22 protein-coding genes and 1 pseudogene are annotated in these 18,166 nt (G+C 60.2%); 12 read left to right on the forward strand and 11 right to left on the reverse strand.

Annotation, left to right across the window (positions count from 1 at the left end; genetic code table 11):
- Nucleotides 1-339: 339 nt before the first annotated feature.
- Nucleotides 340-1,809: a cobyric acid synthase gene (locus tag FHT70_RS20330; protein WP_183704469.1), complete on the reverse strand. Its 1,470-nt coding sequence runs from the start codon at nt 1,807-1,809 to the stop codon at nt 340-342.
- Between the two features lie 644 nt (nt 1,810-2,453).
- Here FHT70_RS20330 and FHT70_RS20335 point away from each other — a divergent pair.
- Together FHT70_RS20335 and FHT70_RS20340 are read left to right on the forward strand one after the other, a co-directional pair.
- Nucleotides 2,454-3,452, forward strand: a complete 999-nt coding sequence (locus FHT70_RS20335) for a glycine betaine ABC transporter substrate-binding protein (protein ID WP_183704396.1) — start codon at nt 2,454-2,456, stop codon at nt 3,450-3,452.
- Between the two features lie 32 nt (nt 3,453-3,484).
- Complete coding sequence (locus FHT70_RS20340; RefSeq protein ID WP_183704398.1) at nt 3,485-3,832, forward strand: hypothetical protein; 348 nt, start codon at nt 3,485-3,487, stop codon at nt 3,830-3,832.
- A gap of 44 nt (nt 3,833-3,876) precedes the next feature.
- Here the strand turns inward: FHT70_RS20340 and FHT70_RS20345 are convergent, their stop codons facing one another.
- Nucleotides 3,877-4,032: an entericidin gene (locus FHT70_RS20345; RefSeq protein WP_183704399.1), complete on the reverse strand. Its 156-nt coding sequence runs from the start codon at nt 4,030-4,032 to the stop codon at nt 3,877-3,879.
- Between the two features lie 98 nt (nt 4,033-4,130).
- Entirely contained in the window at nt 4,131-5,030 is a 900-nt protein-coding gene (locus tag FHT70_RS20350; RefSeq protein ID WP_085778489.1) for a LysR family transcriptional regulator, read from the reverse strand.
- A gap of 113 nt (nt 5,031-5,143) precedes the next feature.
- Between FHT70_RS20350 and FHT70_RS30430 the strand changes: the two genes are divergently transcribed.
- Complete coding sequence (locus tag FHT70_RS30430) at nt 5,144-5,356, forward strand: hypothetical protein (RefSeq protein WP_085778490.1); 213 nt, start codon at nt 5,144-5,146, stop codon at nt 5,354-5,356.
- A gap of 60 nt (nt 5,357-5,416) precedes the next feature.
- On the opposite strand, the gene FHT70_RS20355 is transcribed toward FHT70_RS30430, so the two are convergent.
- A complete protein-coding gene (locus tag FHT70_RS20355; protein ID WP_183704400.1) occupies nt 5,417-6,025 on the reverse strand; it encodes a LysE/ArgO family amino acid transporter in 609 nt (202 codons plus the stop codon).
- 100 nt (nt 6,026-6,125) lie between these two features.
- On the opposite strand from FHT70_RS20355, the gene FHT70_RS20360 reads away from it, so the two are divergent.
- Nucleotides 6,126-7,019 (forward strand): LysR family transcriptional regulator ArgP, encoded by an 894-nt coding sequence (locus FHT70_RS20360; RefSeq protein WP_183704401.1) that lies wholly within the window; start codon nt 6,126-6,128, stop codon nt 7,017-7,019.
- A gap of 187 nt (nt 7,020-7,206) precedes the next feature.
- Here FHT70_RS20360 and greA read toward each other — a convergent pair whose 3' ends face one another.
- Nucleotides 7,207-7,689 carry a transcription elongation factor GreA gene (greA, locus tag FHT70_RS20365; RefSeq protein WP_183704471.1) on the reverse strand — a complete coding sequence of 161 codons (483 nt, stop codon included), beginning with the start codon at nt 7,687-7,689 and terminating at the stop codon, nt 7,207-7,209.
- 239 nt (nt 7,690-7,928) lie between these two features.
- Here greA and FHT70_RS20370 point away from each other — a divergent pair, with 239 nt between their 5' ends.
- The gene (locus tag FHT70_RS20370; protein ID WP_183704402.1) at nt 7,929-8,648 is read left to right on the forward strand and encodes an MgtC/SapB family protein; all 720 of its coding nucleotides are present in this window, start codon (nt 7,929-7,931) and stop codon (nt 8,646-8,648) included.
- Nucleotides 8,649-8,669: 21 nt separating this feature from the next.
- On the opposite strand, the gene FHT70_RS20375 is transcribed toward FHT70_RS20370, so the two are convergent.
- From FHT70_RS20375 to FHT70_RS30720, 3 genes and pseudogenes are all read right to left on the reverse strand, one after another.
- A complete protein-coding gene (locus tag FHT70_RS20375) occupies nt 8,670-8,855 on the reverse strand; it encodes a DUF3008 family protein (RefSeq protein WP_183704403.1) in 186 nt (61 codons plus the stop codon).
- Between the two features lie 79 nt (nt 8,856-8,934).
- A complete protein-coding gene (locus tag FHT70_RS20380) occupies nt 8,935-9,168 on the reverse strand; it encodes a DUF2171 domain-containing protein (protein ID WP_097599994.1) in 234 nt (77 codons plus the stop codon).
- Between the two features lie 125 nt (nt 9,169-9,293).
- A pseudogene (locus tag FHT70_RS30720) lies at nt 9,294-9,647 on the reverse strand (hypothetical protein); the annotation flags it as partial.
- Nucleotides 9,648-10,084: 437 nt separating this feature from the next.
- On the opposite strand from FHT70_RS30720, the gene FHT70_RS20390 reads away from it, so the two are divergent.
- Together FHT70_RS20390 and FHT70_RS20395 are read left to right on the forward strand one after the other, a co-directional pair.
- On the forward strand, nt 10,085-10,285 hold the full coding sequence (locus FHT70_RS20390) for a hypothetical protein (RefSeq protein WP_085778497.1): 201 nt from the start codon (nt 10,085-10,087) through the stop codon (nt 10,283-10,285).
- A 281-nt stretch (nt 10,286-10,566) separates the two neighbouring features.
- On the forward strand, nt 10,567-11,586 hold the full coding sequence (locus FHT70_RS20395; RefSeq protein WP_041678677.1) for a GlxA family transcriptional regulator: 1,020 nt from the start codon (nt 10,567-10,569) through the stop codon (nt 11,584-11,586).
- A 30-nt stretch (nt 11,587-11,616) separates the two neighbouring features.
- On the opposite strand, the gene FHT70_RS20400 is transcribed toward FHT70_RS20395, so the two are convergent.
- Together FHT70_RS20400 and FHT70_RS20405 are read right to left on the reverse strand one after the other, a co-directional pair.
- Entirely contained in the window at nt 11,617-12,948 is a 1,332-nt protein-coding gene (locus FHT70_RS20400) for a diguanylate cyclase (RefSeq protein WP_183704404.1), read from the reverse strand.
- Nucleotides 12,949-13,134: 186 nt separating this feature from the next.
- A complete protein-coding gene (locus tag FHT70_RS20405) occupies nt 13,135-13,965 on the reverse strand; it encodes a response regulator (protein ID WP_085778499.1) in 831 nt (276 codons plus the stop codon).
- A 456-nt stretch (nt 13,966-14,421) separates the two neighbouring features.
- Here FHT70_RS20405 and FHT70_RS20410 point away from each other — a divergent pair, with 456 nt between their 5' ends.
- Nucleotides 14,422-15,405, forward strand: coding sequence for a squalene cyclase (locus FHT70_RS20410; protein WP_183704405.1), 984 nt, complete (start codon nt 14,422-14,424; stop codon nt 15,403-15,405).
- A 166-nt stretch (nt 15,406-15,571) separates the two neighbouring features.
- Here FHT70_RS20410 and FHT70_RS20415 read toward each other — a convergent pair whose 3' ends face one another.
- A complete protein-coding gene (locus FHT70_RS20415) occupies nt 15,572-16,096 on the reverse strand; it encodes a DUF6428 family protein (RefSeq protein WP_183704406.1) in 525 nt (174 codons plus the stop codon).
- Between the two features lie 42 nt (nt 16,097-16,138).
- On the opposite strand from FHT70_RS20415, the gene FHT70_RS20420 reads away from it, so the two are divergent.
- Genes FHT70_RS20420 through arsC form a run of 4 tightly spaced genes read left to right on the forward strand, consistent with a single transcriptional unit; the run spans nt 16,139 to nt 18,139 of the window.
- The gene (locus tag FHT70_RS20420; RefSeq protein ID WP_183704407.1) at nt 16,139-16,495 is read left to right on the forward strand and encodes a metalloregulator ArsR/SmtB family transcription factor; all 357 of its coding nucleotides are present in this window, start codon (nt 16,139-16,141) and stop codon (nt 16,493-16,495) included.
- Complete coding sequence (locus FHT70_RS20425; RefSeq protein WP_183704409.1) at nt 16,492-17,022, forward strand: arsenate reductase ArsC; 531 nt, start codon at nt 16,492-16,494, stop codon at nt 17,020-17,022. The genes FHT70_RS20420 and FHT70_RS20425 overlap by 4 nt, the downstream gene beginning before the upstream one ends.
- Entirely contained in the window at nt 17,022-17,723 is a 702-nt protein-coding gene (locus tag FHT70_RS20430) for an MIP/aquaporin family protein (protein WP_183704411.1), read from the forward strand. The genes FHT70_RS20425 and FHT70_RS20430 overlap by 1 nt, the downstream gene beginning before the upstream one ends.
- Nucleotides 17,720-18,139, forward strand: a complete 420-nt coding sequence (gene arsC, locus FHT70_RS20435; RefSeq protein ID WP_183704413.1) for an arsenate reductase (glutaredoxin) — start codon at nt 17,720-17,722, stop codon at nt 18,137-18,139. The genes FHT70_RS20430 and arsC overlap by 4 nt, the downstream gene beginning before the upstream one ends.
- Nucleotides 18,140-18,166 lie beyond the last annotated feature (27 nt).

Genomic DNA, 18,166 nt, shown 5'->3' on the forward strand with positions numbered 1-18,166 from the left:
TCGAGGCCGGCGCCGGGAACAACAGGACAGGCGCCGAAAGGTCTAGCGCACACACGACTTTTTAGCCTGCTTCGCATTGCGATACTACTCCCGCGAGAATGATGTGATAGAGAATTGGATACACAGTATAGGTATGTGCCTGTGGCCCCCTCATCTGCTTGCCGGCATCTTCTCCCCGCGGGGGAGAAGGGTCTCGTGGCAGCGCCTCACTCCAATTTGAGACCATTACTGTAGGAAAACGATGGTCGGCGACTTGCTCCCTCTTCTCCCCAGCAGGAAGAGGTGGCCCGAAGGGTCGGATGAGGGAGCCACAAGGCACACTCTTCACTGCCCTTGCGCTCAGCAAATTCTCCCGACCTCCAGCAACTCACCCAACCACCGCGCATCCAGGCAGCGCTCCAGTTCCCCTGCAACCTCGTCAAGCGCCCGCTCCACGCTCTCACGGTAGCTCCCCTGTCCGCCAGAAAGCCCGAAGCTCTCCAGCAGCCGGGCGCGGTAAGCGTCACTGCCGAACAGCCCGTGCAGATAGGTGCCCATGATCCGGCCGTCCGCCGAAACCGCTCCATCAGGGGCGCCGTCGATGATCGCGGAAGGCCTGACACAATCCGGGCCGCGGGTGATGCCGAGATGGATCTGGTAGCCGGCAAGCGGCGCGTCATATTCGGTCGAGCGGGCATGGCTGTTGCGGACGGTCTTCTCCGGCGCCATCTCGGTCTCGACGTCGAGCAGCGCCAACCCCGGCGTCTCGCTCGTGCCGCCCTCGATGCCGCGCGGGTCATGCACCATACGACCGAGCATCTGGTAGCCACCGCAAATGCCGATCACCCGCCCGCCGCGCCGGACATGCGCCGCAAGATCGCGGTCCCAGCCTTGAACTCTGAAATCGGCGAGGTCTGCTATCGTCGATTTCGACCCTGGAAGAATGACGAGACCGGCATCGGCAGGCAACCGTTCGCCCCCTCGGACGAAGACCAGCTCGACATCCGCCTCCGCCCTCAGCGGATCGAGATCGTCGAAATTGGCAATGCGCGGTAGCATCGGCACGGCGATCTTCAGCGCCCCGGCCCCGCGCCTCGCAAGCCGTTCGAGCACGACCGAATCTTCGGCCGGCAGGCGCGTGGCAGCCTGCAGCCATGGCACGACGCCGAAGCAGGGCCAGCCGGTGAAGCCTTCGATCGCGCGGATCCCGTCGTCGAACAGCGAGACGTCGCCGCGGAACTTGTTGATGAGATAACCTGCGATCATCGCTCGATCGCCCTCATCGAGAATCGCCTGCGTGCCGACCAGCGAGGCGATGACGCCGCCGCGATTAATATCGCCGACGAGCACGACGGGCACTCCCGCCTTCGTCGCAAACCCCATATTGGCGATATCGCCGGTCCTAAGATTGATTTCCGCCGGCGAGCCGGCACCCTCGACGACGACGAGGTCGGCGCCGGCAGACACATTTTCGAAGCTTTCGAGCACGGCGCCGAGCAGTTGCGGCTTCAACCGCTGATAGTCGCGCCCCTTGGCCTGGCCGAACACCCTGCCCTGCACGATGATCTGGCTGCCGTTTTCCGATTGCGGCTTGAGCAGCACCGGGTTCATGTGCACCGACGAGGGCGTGCGCGCCGCCAGCGACTGCAGCCACTGCGCCCGGCCGATCTCACCGCCGTCATCGGCGACCGCCGCGTTGTTCGACATATTCTGCGGCTTGAACGGCCGCACGGTGAGCCCGGCATTGGCCGCAAGCCGGCAGAGACCCGCCACCAGCACCGTCTTGCCGACATCCGAGCCGGTTCCCTGCAGCATGATCGCTCTTGCCATGGCGGCCGCCTTTCCCTGGGGCATCGCGCTTCCGAAAATCGGTTCAGATTTTCAGGCCGATGCACGAGCCGGAGGCCTACAATGGCCGCCGATCCCGGGTCAAGACTTCGACTATTCTCGCAAAAGCGCGAAAACCGCGCATGGCCTTGGCTCTGCGCGGTTTGCCGAAAACTCAGGCGTCTTCGCCCCTACACGGCGAAGCTCGCTTTCTCCGGTACGCACTACCTGAACCGGAGAAGCAGCGGTCGTTGCCGCCACGCCCCAACTGATAACGGCACATTCTTACCGGAGAGTTATTGAAGGCTTACGCAAAAGTTAATTTTGACTTTTTTTGATCTGCTCGGCGGTTTCCATCACCGTTGAGCCGGCGTTCGCAGACAGCGTCTCTCTTCGATCCGAGGAAATTTCAGCAGCGAACTATATTATTCGAATTCAATAATTTAGTACCGCAACCACGAGCAGAAGACGGTTGATTTCTGCGAACGAACGCGTAGGCTTCGACAAAAATACGCCACTGAAATATGGTCTGCGACGCGTTGCCGGAGCAGGTCGGACGGCGCCCGTGAATGGGAAACGCCTGTTTGCGGCATCGCCGCCTGGTGAATCCCGGCAGCACGTTGCCCAAGAACAATTCGGGGAAGACGATGAAGACGCTTTTGATTTCGGCCGTCTTTGCCGCGGCTCTTTTTAGCGCGACCGCGCCGGCCGAAGCCGCCGAGTGCGGCAAAGTTTCGATCGCCGAAATGAAATGGGCCTCGGCCGGCATTGCCGCAAACTTCGACAAGATCATCCTGGAAAAGGGCTACGGCTGCTCCGTCACCATCGTCGACGGCGACACCCTTCCGACCTTCACCTCGATGAACGAAAAAGGCACCCCCGATATCGCTTCGGAATACTGGATCAATTCTGTCAGGGCCCTGCTCGATCAGGCCGTCAACACCGGTCGGCTGGTGCAGGGCGCCGAGATACTCGCCGATGGCGCGGTCGAGGGCTGGTTTATCCCGAAATTCATTGCCGACGCCAATCCCGATATTCGCTCGGTCGAGGACGCGCTGAAGCACCCCGAGCTTTTCCCTGCCGAGGACGATCCGTCGAAAGGCGCGGTTTACAACTGTCCCGCCGACTGGAGTTGCCAGATATCGACCACCAACCTCTTCAAGGCCCTTGCCGCCGACAAGAAAGGCTTCGAACTTGTCGAAACCGGCAGTCCTCAGCGGCTCGACGCCTCGATCGCCCGGGCTTTCGACAAGAAGACCGGCTGGCTCGGTTATTACTGGGCGCCCACCGCCATCCTCGGCAAATACGACATGACGCGGCTGAGCTTCGGCGTCAGTCACAACAAGGCCGAATGGGACCGCTGCACCGCGGTTGCCGGCTGTATCAGGCCTGAGCTCAATTCCTATCCGGTCTCGCGCGCCTTCACGCTGATGACCAGGTCTTTCGCCAGCCGCGCCGGACCTGTCACGACCTATCTCAAGACCCGCAAATGGGACAATGAGACGATCAACCAAGTGCTCGCCTGGCAGGATGAAAATCGCGAAAGCAACGAGGATGCCGCGATCTATTTCCTGCGCAATTACGAGAACCTGTGGATGAAATGGGTGCCGGCCGATGTGGCCGAAAAAGTCAAAGCGAGCCTATAACGGCAGATGGCGCCAACGACCGGACGATTCGAATGACAGGCAACCTTCCCTTTCCCGACCGCGATACCGTTGCGGAAAAGCTCGCCGCGCTGTCGGAAGCCGATAAATCATATCTGGCCCTGCTCATGGAAAATGCCGCCCAGGACGACAACCTGCTCGACGGCCTGCGACGCCATCTCGACCTTGCCGCGAAGTCGCATTTCCTGAACTCGCTGAAGCTTGAAAATCTCGGATTGTGGCTCGGGGCCAAGGCGCCGCATCGCCTGCAGATTCGGCTGATGGAAACCGCTCGCTCAAGCCAGCATCCTGCCTACCAAGCCTTCCGGACCGGTCTTAGCCGATCCGGCGGCCTCGAAAAGGCATATCCTCCGGTGCCTTGATCCGGCCTCGGATGGCCTTTCAGTCCGGCAAAGCTGCCGGCCGATTACTTCCTCGCAGCCCGGTCGACCGAGCGGCCTGCATCCTGGGTGGCGTTGACGGCGTTCGCCGTATCTTTTCCCATACCGCGGATCGTGTTGCCGCAGGAGGAAAGAGCAAGAAGAACCATGAAGGCTGCGGCAATTTTGGCCGTTTTCGTCATTTCGAATATCCTTGTTTGAAATCAACCCCGAACGGCACTCATGCCATCCGCGCCCCTAACGCACAAGTGGCGAAAAAGTTCACGGTTGAAAGACATCCTCAGGCGGCGACAGCCTTCGCTCTCTCGGCAAACGCGCTCCGGATGCTGTCGGCCACCGTCTCGATCGGTCCCGACATCTGCGAGGCGGTCAGCAGCCGGATATCGAAGGAGCCGAGCTCCGGCAGCCCTTCCTGCAGGCCGAGGATCGACATGTCCTCGCTGACATAGGAGAGCGGCAGCGGCGCGATGGCGAGATCGGAAAGCACGGCGGCGCGCTGCGCCATCGTATGACCGCTGAGATAGGCGACGCGATAAGGCCGCTTGTTGCGTTCAAGCTGGGCAAGTGCCTCCTGCCGCCAGATGCAGCCATCCTCCCAGATCGAAATCGGCAGCGGATCGCGCCGATGCGCCGAGCCGCACCTTGCGCCGGCCCAGACCAGCCGCTCGCGAAACACCACTTCGCCACCGGTCGGAAACGGCCGAGTCGCGCAGTTGATCAGCGCCAGGTCGAGCCTCTGCTCTTCCATGCGCTTCTTCAGTCCGACGCTCATGTCGATCGTCACATCGACCATGATGCCGGGATAGCTCTCGGCGAAGCTCTTTAGGATTCTGGGCAGCAGCCGCTCGCCGATATCCTCCGGCGCGCCGAGCCGGACGACCCCGGTCAGTTCCGGCATGATGAAGCGCGACACCGCCTCATTCGACAGCGCCAGGATGTTGCGGGCGTAAGAGAGCAGCATTTCGCCATGGCGCGTCAGCGACACCGAGCGGGCATCGCGTAAAAACAGCGTCGCTCCGAGCTGCTCCTCGAGCTTCTTGATCTGCATGGAGACCGCCGACGGCGTCCGGAAGACCGCTTCGGCGGCGGTGGAAAAATTGCCCGTCTCGGCGATGGCGACGAAGGTGCGCAACACATCGTTGTCAAGCAAAGGAATGGGACGGCGAAAGGGAAGGCTCATCGTCGCATCTTTCAATTTTTCTGATCTTTAACCGCATATCATTTTGTTTGATTGAATGTCAATCGCTCCCCATAGTCTACGCATCGGAACTGATGCAGCAAAGGAGGCTAGACATGGCGCAATCAAGCACCTGGAATATCCTACAGGCCGTTTCCGCATTCAAGACGCGCCGGCGCAGGGATGCGAATCACGAACATGCGCTCCGGGAATTGAAGCGATTTCCGTCGCACCTCTTGGCCGACTGCCAGCGTGAAATGGAGTTGCCGCTCCTTAACGTCGCTGCCCGACCAAAGCGGGGTCTGAGACTCGTGGAAACGCGCGCATAATGCGGATCTCTGGCTCGGTTCCGACAGGCGCCGGGCCGATCGCCTCACACGGCGATCGACTCACATCCCGCCTATCAGCTTGAAGGCGATAATCCACATCGTCGCAGCGACGAGCGTCTCGAGCATCCGCCAGGAGGCCGGCCTGGAAAAGATCGGCCGCAGCCACGTCGCGCCATATCCGAGCGCAAAGAAAAATAGGAAGGAGCCGGTTACGGCGCCTGCGGCAAAGGAAGCCTGCTGCCCCGGATAGCGCGTTGATATCGTGCCGAGCAGCACGACCGTGTCGAGATACACATGCGGATTAAGCCAAGTCAGCGCGAGACAAGTCGCAAGCGTCCGGGAAAAGCTTGCCGTATCGGCTTCCGTAACTGTGAGCACAGCGGACGACCGTAAGGCGGAATAGAAGCTCTTGGCTCCGTACCAGGCCAGAAACGCGGCTCCCCCGTAGCGCATGACCGGATCGAGCCAAGGCAGCAATCCGGCGATTTGCCGGAGGCTGGTCACGCCGAGCATGATCAGCGCCGCGTCGGACAAGGCGCAGGTAAGGCAGACGGCGAAGATATGTTCACTACGCAGGCCCTGTCGAAGAATGAAGGCGTTCTGCGCGCCGATCGCGACGATCAGGCTGAGGCCCATCATTAGACCCGTGATATAAATTGAAAAATTCATCGTTTCGCCAACCGCTCTCAGCTTCGACAGAGTTGCGGTATCGCGTGAAGTTGGCTTAGTCTAATTAATCTATCTTACCTTAGCTAAGCGAAACTAATCCATGCTCGACTATCCCGCTCTTCGCGCCGTTGCAACCGTCGTCCAGACCGGCAGCTTCGAAAGGGCGGCGACCGTGTTGAATGTGACGCCGTCGGCGGTGTCGCAGCGGGTGAAGCAGCTCGAAGAACGCCTCGGAGTCATCCTGATCGCCAGAGGCACCCCCTGTACGGCGACCGAAAAAGGGGAATGGATCTGTCGTCACGTGGAGAATGTCGGCATGCTGGAGGTTGAGCTTTTCGGGCAGCTCCCGGCTCTCGTCGATCCCGACGAGCCACGCCAAAGGGTTACGCTACAGATCGCGACTAACGCCGACAGCCTCGGCACATGGTTTGTGGAGGCCATGTCGAATTTCTCCAAGACCTCTTCCTATCTGTTGAATGTCGCCGTCGACGATCAGGATCACACCGCCGAATGGCTGCAGCGGGGACGGGTGATCGCAGCCGTCACCAGTCTGGAGAAGCCGATCCGGGGATGCCGGCGCTTCGCCCTTGGAACTCTCCGTTACAACGCCACCGCGACACCCGATTTTGTCGCCCGCCACTTCCCGGACGGCGTGACATCGGAGGCGATCCGCAACGCTCCGGCCCTGACCTTCAATCAAAAGGACAGGCTTCAGAGCAGCTGGGTAAGGCAAACCTTCAGCCAAGATCTGGACTACCCCACACATTGGCTGCCCTCGCCGCAAAGCTTCGTCGAAGCCACTCTTTCCGGAATGGGATGGGGAATGAACCCGACCCAGCTCACCCGCGATCATCTCGCATCGGGGCGGCTCGTCGAACTTGTTGCCGACACGCCGCTGGACGTCCCACTCTACTGGCAGATAAACCGCCTCGCCGCCGACCGCCTGGCGGAGTTGACGCGCGAGGTCGTCGCCGTGGCGAAGCGTCGGCTTTAATGACCGTCAAGATGCCTCTTCTCCAGGCTCCACCCCGGCAGAGGGATTTAGTCGGTCGGAACGATCACACGTAGGCCGTGCGGCTGCCGAACTCGCTGGTTTCGTCAAAATCCTTCGTACCGATTCGCTCGCTCTCGCCGGAGAATTCGGCGGCGTCTCCGAACTCGGCAAACTTTGACGATCTTCTCTAGGAGATGGCGATAATCTCCAGCTCCTGGCCGCCTGTCTCCACCACATCGCCGACAGCCTTGCCCATCAGCAGCTGCGCCACCGGAGAGACGTAGGAAATCGATCCCGCCTTGGGATCTGCTTCGTCTTCTCCAACGAGCCGATAAGTCTGCACGCGTCCATCGTCGCGGCTGAAAGTGACCGTATTGCCAAAGGCAACCACGTCGGCTGACGTAGGGTTAGGCATGAGCTGGGCGGTGCGAAGTCTGGCCGATAAGTATCGGAGATCGCGCACAGGATTGGCAGCCTGCCGCCGCCGCTCATTTACGTCTTCAATGGCGCTCGTCGCATCATAGGCCGCGCGCGCCTGCTGAAACTGCAATTCGAGAGCCCTCAATCCCGCTTCCGTGACGAGGTTGGGATGCGGCGAAATTGGCCGGTCCGGCAACAGGGTTTCCGATGCGGTTTCGAAACTCTCTTCCTTGGTGAAGGCAACAGCCAATCGATGTCTCCGTTTTAGACGCAACGCACTCTTATGATTGGTGGGGGAATTGCCCCGCCGGAACCATACACCGATGACCGACAAACCGCCAATCTTGCCCTGTTGCAAACGTCAACGCTCCTGGCGTTCCGGGAACGTCCTGGCCGACATTGCGTTTATCTCAACCGATGCACTGTAGCCCAGGAGGAACGAATGCTCGACCGGCAGCGAAAGAGCGGCAACACAGTCGGGATCGGGCCATGCCTTCATTCCTGACGGAAGCGATGCCGCTCACGCCAAGCTGGTGGGAGATCGCCTTACGGATCATATTAACGGTGATCGCAGGCGGACTGATTGGCCTCGATCGCGAGCGCGGCGGTCACGCGGCGGGCTTCAGGACTACGATCCTGGTGGCTCTTGCCGCCTGCCTGGCGATGATCCAGGCAAACCTCCTTCTATCGACGTACGGAAAAACCTTTAGTTATTTCACTCAGATGGACGTGCTGCGCTTTCCCCTCGGCGTGCTGACGGGCGTCGGCTTCATCGGCGGCGGCGCCATCCTGAGGCGTGGAGACACGATGACCGGCGTCACCACGGCCGCGACCATGTGGTTCATGACCGTCGTCGGTCTCTGTTTCGGCGGCGGCCAGATTCTGACCGGAACGGCAGCGACCGCGGTCGCCTTCATTATCTTGTCGCCGATGAAGCAGCTGGACATGTGGCTGCGTTGCGAACAGAAAGCAACACTCGTCATTCACAGCTCCGAAGCCGAGTTGCCGGAACTGTCGGAGGTGCTTGGACCGTTCGGTTGCGCTGCCCAATTCGTTTCTTTTGGGAAGACCAGCGAGGGCCGCCCTGGCGTCACGTTCGAACTGCGATGGATGGCCAAAGACCGTGACGGCTCCGCCCGCGCGATTTTCGATGCACTTTCAGAGGCCTATGACGTCGCAGGATTTTCGATGCTTTCGACCACGACATAGGTCTCGCGGGGTCTTGAACGATCATCTGGAGACATGCTCGGGTTTGCTCTTGGACTTGGTCGACGCGAATTCCTCGAGCTGTTTTTCACTCATGGATTTTTCCATCTGCTTCGAAGCGCCCCTGAGTTCCTTCTTCGGCGTCTCTCCGCGTTTGGCTGAAAGTGCGGCACCTGCCGCTTTCTGCTGGGCTTTGGATTTGGCTGGCATTTCGATCTCCTCTCGTCCGGACGAGGAATGAGGCCCCTTGCAGGAGGAGGCCGCAGCCTAAGCCGCAGCCTCTCACTCCTCAATTGATGGTGGCCCACTGGCTGCGGACATCCCGGGCATTCTTCGACAGGTGAACATGGGCGTCGACGTGATCGACCCAATCGAGCGGAATCAGATGATGTTTGCCGTCCTCCGAGTCGGTTTTCGTCAACTTGATGCGGGTCGGACCGTCAAGCTCATCCACCGTTCCGACGTGAGTGCCGTCGGCAGCCCGCACTTCCATATGTTCACGGATCTGATCTGCGGAAATCATCGTTTCCTCCTTGCATCATTGGCAGTTACCAAGCGGCAACGACGTGGGAGGGACATGGTTCCAAAGCTTTTTGCAGCACGCTCACGGACATGAGCACGGCTTTCTATGGGCGATCGACATTCCACTTAAGAGCGGCCTGATGCAGCCGGCTTGCTTCCCTCTGCCGGCGGCCACAGAATCGTCGATAGGAGCAGCGCATCGATCAAGGCTGCCGCGACATAGGCAATACGGCTCGCCAGGGAGTTCGCGGCGCTGCCCGGCAGCGGAGATACCCTCATACCGAACAGGATAAGGAATATCCAGGACGCCCGCGAACACGCGAGCGTCCTTCGAGGGAGCGGCAGCGCGCCCTCCGACGAGCAGGGCGACGACCAGCAGAATCAGGAAAATGGAGAGAGAGCTTGGGCGCAGCGATAGCGCGGCATATGCAACGGGGCCAGCACGCCGCTGAAGAGATTGACGAACACCAGTCCGATCGCCGCCAGTTGGCTGTGGTTCGGCATGTCCGCTCCGTTGGGGTTATCGGGAATGAGGGGCAAGGCCCGAAGGCTCAGCGCCGTGCTATGCCGTTGTGCATCTCTTTAAGAAGATTAGGTGCCGTTCGTCGCTAAGACCTATGACAAGTTCATAAATCCGTGACGCTGGCCTCTCCGCCGACACGCAGCGAGACATTCGATTATGAACCTAGAGTGTAAGCGCATGCCGCTTCGCAAGGTCGCCAGCTGTCCTCTATTCCCAACAGTGCTCGTCGCCATAGGCCATTGTTGGAAGGCGCTGAGATCGTTCAATCTCCTTGATGCTATCCATAAGCTCTATTCGTTTGAATGATGAGTTCCCGGCGCCCATATTAACTGTGTGGACATGGACGATCCTCCCATCGATGACCATGCCGCTGACTTAGGAAAGGAACTGAATAATGACCACGCTCACCTATCGGGGTGGTGGCAAGACCCTCCCCTCCGGCGAAGGCCGCTTCGATCTGGGCCACTACGCCCATAAGCTCGTGCTTGCCTGGACGCGCTGGCGGACCGCCCGTGAAATTGAAGCCATGCCGTTTGACGTCCGCAAGGATATCGGCTGGCCGAGCACCGACGACAGCAAACACCGGACCATGTAATGAATGCGACATTCCTCCTGAGATGAGGGCGGCGTCTGCCTCGCGCAATGCCGCCTTTTTCGTGCCCGCTGTGCAGTGCCCCGCCGTCTTCAGTCTCGAATTTCAGCCGTCTGTGAGCCTTCTTTCTGCCCCGGCCGGCGATGTGACCGATCAAATTCCGGTCAATGTCGCATATTTGCTCTTCTCGGCCGCATTTTTCCATGCCATTGTCGCTTTTAGGACATCGGCGCGACGCATTCCGCGCAACGAATATGTCATCGCCCTCGAGCATGGATTTCGCTATGAACAGGATGCAGATCAAGAAGCGCTCACTGGTCTTCTTTATGGTACCGCAATTCACCATGCTGCCCTTTTCGGCAGCGGTGGACACCTTGCGCATCGCCAACCGCATGCTCGGCTATCAGGCCTATACCTGGCGGCTTGCCTCGGTCGACGGAGAAAAGGTCTATTCCTCCTGCGGCATCGGCATCGAGGCGAATTCCTCGCTCGCCGAGGAACGCCGGCATCTCGGCGGCGAAAACCGTCCCGGCATGGTGCTCGTCTGTTCCGGCATCGATATCGAGGAATTCAACAACAAATCCGTCAATGCCTGGCTACGCGAATGCTACAATCGCGGCGTCGCCGTCGGCAGCCTCTGTACGGGCGCGCATGTGCTTGCGCAGGCCGGTCTTCTGAACGGCAAGCGCTGCGCCATCCACTGGGAGAACTTGCCCGGCTTTTCCGAAGCCTTTCCGCAGGCAGAGGTCTATGCCGATCTCTACGAGGTCGACGGCAATCTCTATACCTGCGCCGGCGGCACCGCCTCGCTCGATATGATGCTGAACCTGATCGGTGAGGATTTCGGCGAAAGCCTGGTCAACCGCATCTGCGAACAGCACCTGACCGACCGCGTGCGAAACCCGCACGACCGCCAGCGCCTGCCGCTGCGCGCCCGCCTCGGTGTGCAGAACGCCAAGGTCCTGTCGATCATCGAGCTGATGGAAGGCAATCTCGCCGAGCCGCTGTCGCTGATCGAGATCGCCGATGGCGCCGGCCTCTCCCGACGCCAGATCGAACGGCTGTTCCGCCAGGAGATGGGCCGTTCGCCGGCCCGCTATTATCTCGAAATCCGACTTGACCGTGCGCGCCACCTGCTGGTTCAGTCCTCGATGCCGGTTGTCGAGGTTGCCGTCGCCTGCGGCTTCGTCTCGGCCTCGCATTTCTCCAAGTGTTATCGCGAACTCTACCACCGCTCGCCGCAGCAGGAACGCGCCGAGCGCAAGATGACCATGGCAACGGCAAGGCAGGCCGTTGCGGCGTGAGGCTGATGACGCCGAGTAAGCGCAAGCAACCTACTGCGCCGCCTCCTCCGTCATCTTGGCGTCGGAATAGACCTGGTTGCGGCCGCGATGCTTGGCCATGTAGAGGAACTGGTCGGCGGCGTTGAGGTAGTTTTCGAAGGTTTCGTAACTGCCAATTTCGGCAATCCCGATCGAGATGGTGACGCCGAGTTCCTCGTCGTCGGCCGTTACCTTCAGCCGCGAAATATCCGAGCGGATCTCGTCGCAGAGCTTGGTGGCGGCGGCCGAATCCATCTGCGGGAACAGGATGGCGAACTCCTCGCCGCCGAGGCGCGAGAGCAGGTTGTCGCTGCCATCGAAGATCGTGAACAGCCTGTTTGCAACCGCCTTCAGCACCTTGTCACCGATCTCGTGGCCGTATGTGTCGTTCAGCCGTTTGAAATGGTCGATATCAAGAATGGCGACCGAGCTTGGCACTTTCAGCCGCAGGCATTCGTTCACCAGCTTCGGGCCATTGTCGTAGAAATAGCGGCGGTTATAAAGGCCGGTGAGATAGTCGCAGGCTGCAGCGGCCCTCAACTGGCGCATCTGCGCCAGTGTTTCCGCATTGTTGGCGATGCGGCATTGAAGCTCCTCGGCCACGAAGGGCCGATAGACGAAATCGCTGGCGCCGGCTTTCAGGAAACTCGCGGACAGCATACGATCGTTGGAGGAGGAGACGCCGATGACGCGTAACCGGTCTGAACCGAAGCGATGGCGGATGCGCCGCGTCAGCTCGTAACCGCTCATGTCGGGCATGTGATGATCGGTGAGGACGAGTTCAATATCGCTATAGGCTTCGAGCGCCGCCAGCGCCTCGAGCCCCGAGGTTGCCTCGACGACCAGATATTGCTGTGCCTTCAGGAGATCAACGAGAACCTGGCGTACCGAGACCACATCGTCGACGACGAGCACCCGGGTTTTGCGGTTGGAGATCGCGCGGCGGACGGTTGCGACCAGATTGTCGAGCGCGAACTCATTGTCTTTCAGCACGTAATCGATGACATTGCGCTCCATGATCTTGTTGCGCGTGTTGAGATCGAACGTGGCGGTGAAGACGATTGCTGGAATATCGTGCTCGATCGTACAGTCGAGCGCCTCGCCATAGGGCGAATCCGGCAGGTTGAGATCAACGACGGCCATGGTGTAGCCGTGACCGTCTTCGGCAAGTTCCCTGCGAAGCGCTTTCAGCGACGAGCAGGATTTGACGGCAAGGCCAAGTTCCGTCTGGAACCGATGACAAAGCACGGCGGAAAACATCCGGGAATCTTCAACCAGAAGTATCTTGAGCCCGCCGGAACGCAGCCCTAGCCCATCCCGCTGAAAATCCGCCTGAAAAGCCACAGCCGCTACTCCCCCATGCGCCTGACGAGCTCGACTCGGCCCTGCCTACGGCGCGGCGGACGATAACCGAGACCCTCGTCCACGTGAAGGGGACAAATACTAGGGTTACCTGTAATTGCAAAAATCCGGCGCCCTGCAGCGACCATCGCCACGGGCTTCATCTCAACCCTGATCCTGGAAGAGCCATCAGGCAACTGCCCGCTCCTTGCGCATGGACTGGATCTGCAGCAGCGTGTCGAGATTTTGGTTGACGCGGCAGTAGAACTCCTCGTCGATGAAGGGACGCAGCATGAAATCGTTGCCGCCGGCCTTCAGAAACCGCGCCGAAAGCAGCCGGTTCGAGGACGAGGAAACACCGATGATGCGCAATTCGTGCGAGCCGATATGGGCCCGGATGCGCCGCGTCAGTTCGAAGCCGTCGATATCGGGCATATTGTAATCGGTGATCATCAGGCCGATGTCGCGATTGGACTTCAGGATCTCCAGCGCCTTGGCGCCATTTTCGGCGGTGCTCACTCGGAAATTATAGCGCTTCAGCCGGCTCGACAGCAGGGCGCGCGCTGTCGCGCTGTCGTCGACGATCAGCACGTGATGGCGATGATTGGTCAGGAACCGGCAGATCGACTCCGCCAGAAGGTCGACGGCGAAAATATTGTCCTTGAGGATGTAGTCGACAATATCCTTCGCGATCAGCTTGTCGCGCATGCCCTCATGGAAGGTGCCGGTAAAGACGATGGTCGGGATGGAGAGGTCAACCAGATATTCCAGCGCTTCGCCGTTTTCGGCACCGGGCAGGTTGATGTTCGAAATCGCCAGCGTGATGGGATCGGACGATTTGTCGTAGGAAAACTGCAGATCCTCGAAGTTACGGCAGATCTCGACATCAATGTCGAACAACTCCTTGAGACGTTTGCTGATCATCGAGGTGAATACGTTTGAATCTTCCGCGACGATAATACGCGCGCCGGCAAACATCTCTCCGGAATATTGCATCCCCGAAATACCCAAAAACGCCATGATAAACCTTTAAATTAAAATCCGTCCCAGCCCGAACTGATACATCAATTGATTTGACTAATTATTAATCGGCACGTCCCGGTATAAAACGAAGAAGCGGCCCGGTGAGGTCACCCCTTTGTTGACAAAGTCTCCTTCGGTCATGCTCGGCCTCGTGCCGAGCATCTGGCCACAGCGATTGCTTGACGGAAAACATTTATTCTCAGTCACTTAATGGACGTGAAACAGACCATCGAGAGGACCGAGGATGACGCCCGGGGTTCTGCGCGTCACCAGCCTTGACCGCCGATGAGCCGCATCCAATTTCTTGCAGATATGATTGAGGATCAATGCGGCAGCGCGGGATATGGGTACTGGTCGTGCGTGTGAAAGGCCCACCCCGCCCCGTCGCGCTGGCAGCACGCGGTCAAAGCGATTATAACAGGTTACCGACCGTTCCGCCGAAGAAGTCCGCCCATGACCAAACCCGACCCGGTGATCGAATGGCTTCTCGATTCCGACCCCTCGATCCGCTGGCAGGTGATGTGCGACTTGCTTGACGCCCCGCAGCCGGAATGGATGGCAGAGCGAGCCAAAGTGGAGACCGAAGGCTGGGGCGCAAAGCTCCTCTCCTTTCAGGACGACGATGGGCAATGGGCCGGCGGCGCCTTTCTACCGGCCGATTTCGATCCTCGTGAGTGGCGCGAGCACGGCCAGCCCTGGACGGCCACGACATTTTCGCTGTCGCAACTGCGAGAGTTCGGCCTCGACCCCTCATCGGAACGCGCCAGAGGCACAGTCGCATCGCTCGGTGCCAGCGCCCACTGGGAAGAAGGCGGCCAGCCTTACTGGGAGGGTGAAGTCGAGGAATGCATCAACGGCCGGACCGTCGCAGACGGCGCCTATTTCGGCATCGACGTCTCCCGCATCGTGGAGAGGCTCACCGGCGAGCGCCTCGACGACGGCGGCTGGAACTGCGAACGAGCCCGCGGTTCCCTTCGCTCCTCTTTCGCCAGCACGATCAACGTGCTGGAAGGCTTGCTCGAATTCGAAAGATCGACGGGCGGCACGCCCCAGTCTCGCGAGGCGCGCAGCACCGGCGAGAAGTTCCTGCTCGAACGCAATCTCTTCCGCCGCCTCGGCACCGGCGAACCGGCGGACGAACGCTTCCTGCGCTTCCTCCACCCCAATCGCTGGCGCTACGACATCCTGCGTGCGCTCGATTATTTCCGCTCAAGCGCCATGTTGACCGGCGCCGATCCCGATCCGCGTCTCGGCGAGGCGATCGGCCACCTTCGCTCAAGGCGCTCGAACGACGGCCGATGGCTGCTGGACTGGACCCTGCCGGGGCGCGTCTGGTTCCATGTCAACGAGGCTCAAGGCCAGCCGTCGCGCTGGATCACACTCCGGGCGATGCGGGTGCTCAGATGGTGGGATAGGCAGGCATCAATCAGACACTGACGGGCAAACCCAGCGAACGCAGGAAGCGCGCCTCGATCTTCTGCAGCAATTCCCAACGTACCACACGGTACAGCGGACGACGCCGACATTAAATCGGCGAGTTCCATCTACATGCCGGCGCTCAGTCATGAAATCTTCACATCGCCCGCGCGAAGTCTCATGCATTCTATGCGCAGCAGCCGCTCCCTGCCGCTGCCGGTCCGCAGCAAGCCGCCGCTCTCTTGTTTTCTTCCGCCAGCCAGCGGTCGCGGGGCTTACAGCTTGCCGGCCGCGGCGACAACTCGACATGCACTGCACCGGCCCGCGAAACCGGCATCGCCGCGCAATAAAGCTGCATCGGCCCCACGCCGTCGCTGACCTCGAGGGTCAATTTGGCTGAACAATCGAGTTGAACATGCTCCGTCACCTTGCGGATGATGGAGTAAAACTTGCCGGCCGGCAGGTGAGTGCGGTCGCCTTCCTCGATATCTAACAGCTGGATGAATATCTCAGTCCATGCCTCGGGATTGGCGCCGCAATCGAGGCCCGAGAACTGGCCCGCCTTGACCTCGGTGATATGATAGCCCGGCCTCATCGGCCGGCCGTCGTAATAGAAAACCAGTGGCGCGTCCTTGTCGCCGGCGAGCGCAGTGAGCAACAGGCCGAGATTGATGTCCTCAGCATGAACTTTCGAGTTGTCGATCGCGTTCATTTGCGCTAATCCTCGTTTCAATTATTCTAGGATTATTGAAATATGGATCAACGTCAAGCCCTCGCCGCGTTCGGCGCGCTTTCGCAGGAAACGCGCCTTCATATCATTCGCATGCTTGTCGTATCGGGTCCGGAGGGATTGGCAGCGGGCATCATCGCCGAAAGAGCGGATGTTTCGCCGTCCAACGTCTCCTTCCACCTGAAGGAGCTGGAGCGAGCTGGCCTGATAACCCAGCAGCGGGAATCCCGCTCCATCATCTACACCGCCAACTACGAAGCGCTCGGCGGCCTGATCCGTTTCCTGATGGAGGACTGTTGCGGCGGAAACACGCAAATCTGCGCGCCCGCCGTCGCCATCGCCAGATGCTGTGCGTCTGCAATCAAGGAGGAACTGCAATGACCGCTGACCGTGTTTACAACGTGCTCTTTCTTTGCACCGCCAATTCGTCCCGCTCAATCCTGGCCGAATCCATCCTCGAGACCGAAGGCAAGGGCCGATTCAGGGCCTATTCCGCCGGCAGCCAGCCGAAGGGCGAGGTCAATCCCCTGGCGTTGAAGGAGCTTGCGGCACTGGGTTATCCCTCGACCGGCTTCCGCTCGAAGAGCTGGGACGAGTTCGCCAAGCCCGACGCACCGGAGATGGATTTCATCTTCACCGTCTGCGACACCGCCCACGGCGAAGCCTGCCCTGTCTGGATCGGCCATCCGATGACCGCTCACTGGGGCGTCGAGGATCCGGCCGCCGTCGAGGGAAGCGAGGTCGAGAAAGCCCGCGCCTTCGCACAGGCCGCCCGCTTCCTCAAGAACCGGATCATTGCCTTCCTCAGCCTGCCGCTGTCGTCGATCGACAAGTTGGCACTGGAGCAGCACCTGCGCCAGATCGGCGGTATGGAAGGCACGACCGCGAAACCGGCGAGGGACGGCTGATGGCGCCGTTCGATCTATCACGCCGGCTGGTCGCAGAGGCGCTCGGCACTGCAATGCTTGTCGCAACCGTCGTCGGCTCCGGCATCATGGCGACATCGCTGACTGACGATATCGGCCTCGCTCTCCTCGGCAACACGCTTGCGACCGGCGCGATCCTGGTGGTTCTGATTACCACCCTTGGACCGATCTCCGGCGCACATTTCAATCCGGCCGTCTCGCTGGTCTTCGCCATGTCGCGTTCGCTGCCGAGACGTGATCTGGGCGGCTATGTGCTCGCGCAGATCGCCGGCGGCATCGCAGGGACGATCGCCGCTCATCTGATGTTTGCGCTCCCCCTTCTGGAAATATCGAGCAAGGTCCGGGCCGGCGGCGCGCAGTGGTTTTCCGAAGGTCTGGCGACCTTCGGCCTGGTCGCGGTCATTCTCGCCGGCATCAAGTTCGAGCAGAAGGCGGTGCCATGGCTGGTCGGTCTTTACATCACCGCCGCCTACTGGTTCACCGCCTCGACGTCATTCGCCAATCCGGCCGTTGCGTTCGCCCGCTCACTGACCGACACATTCTCCGGCATTCGCCCGGTCGATCTTCCGTGTTTCTGGATCGCTGAAATCCTGGGCGCGGCCGTCGCTCTTTTTCTGTTCACCTGGCTGCTGCAGTCAGCCGAGACATCCTCATCGAGCCTGCCATCAGAGGCGAAGCTATGAACGTCACCATCTACCATAATCCCGGCTGCGGCACCTCGCGCAACACGCTTGCAATGATCCGCAATGCCGGCGTCGAGCCTGATATCATCGACTATGTGAACAACCCGCCATCGCGTGAGGAGCTGGCGAGAATGATCGCCGATGCCGGTCTCACCGTGCGCCAGACCCTTCGCGAGAAAGATACGCCTTATAAGGAACTCGGCCTCGACAATCCTGATCTGACAGATGACCAGCTTCTCGACGTCATGCTGGCGCAGCCGATCCTGATCAACCGGCCCTTCGTCATCACGCCGCTCGGCACGCGCCTGTCGCGACCGTCCGAGGTGGTCCTGGAAATCCTGCCGGAGACGCACAAGGGTGCCTTCACCAAGGAAGACGGCGAGAAGGTCCTGGATGCGGACGGCAAGCGCGTCTGAGCCGTCCAGCCTGACAGGTCCGCAATC

Source organism: Rhizobium sp. BK049, from assembly GCF_014193135.1.
Taxonomy (GTDB): Bacteria; Pseudomonadota; Alphaproteobacteria; order Rhizobiales; family Rhizobiaceae; genus Rhizobium.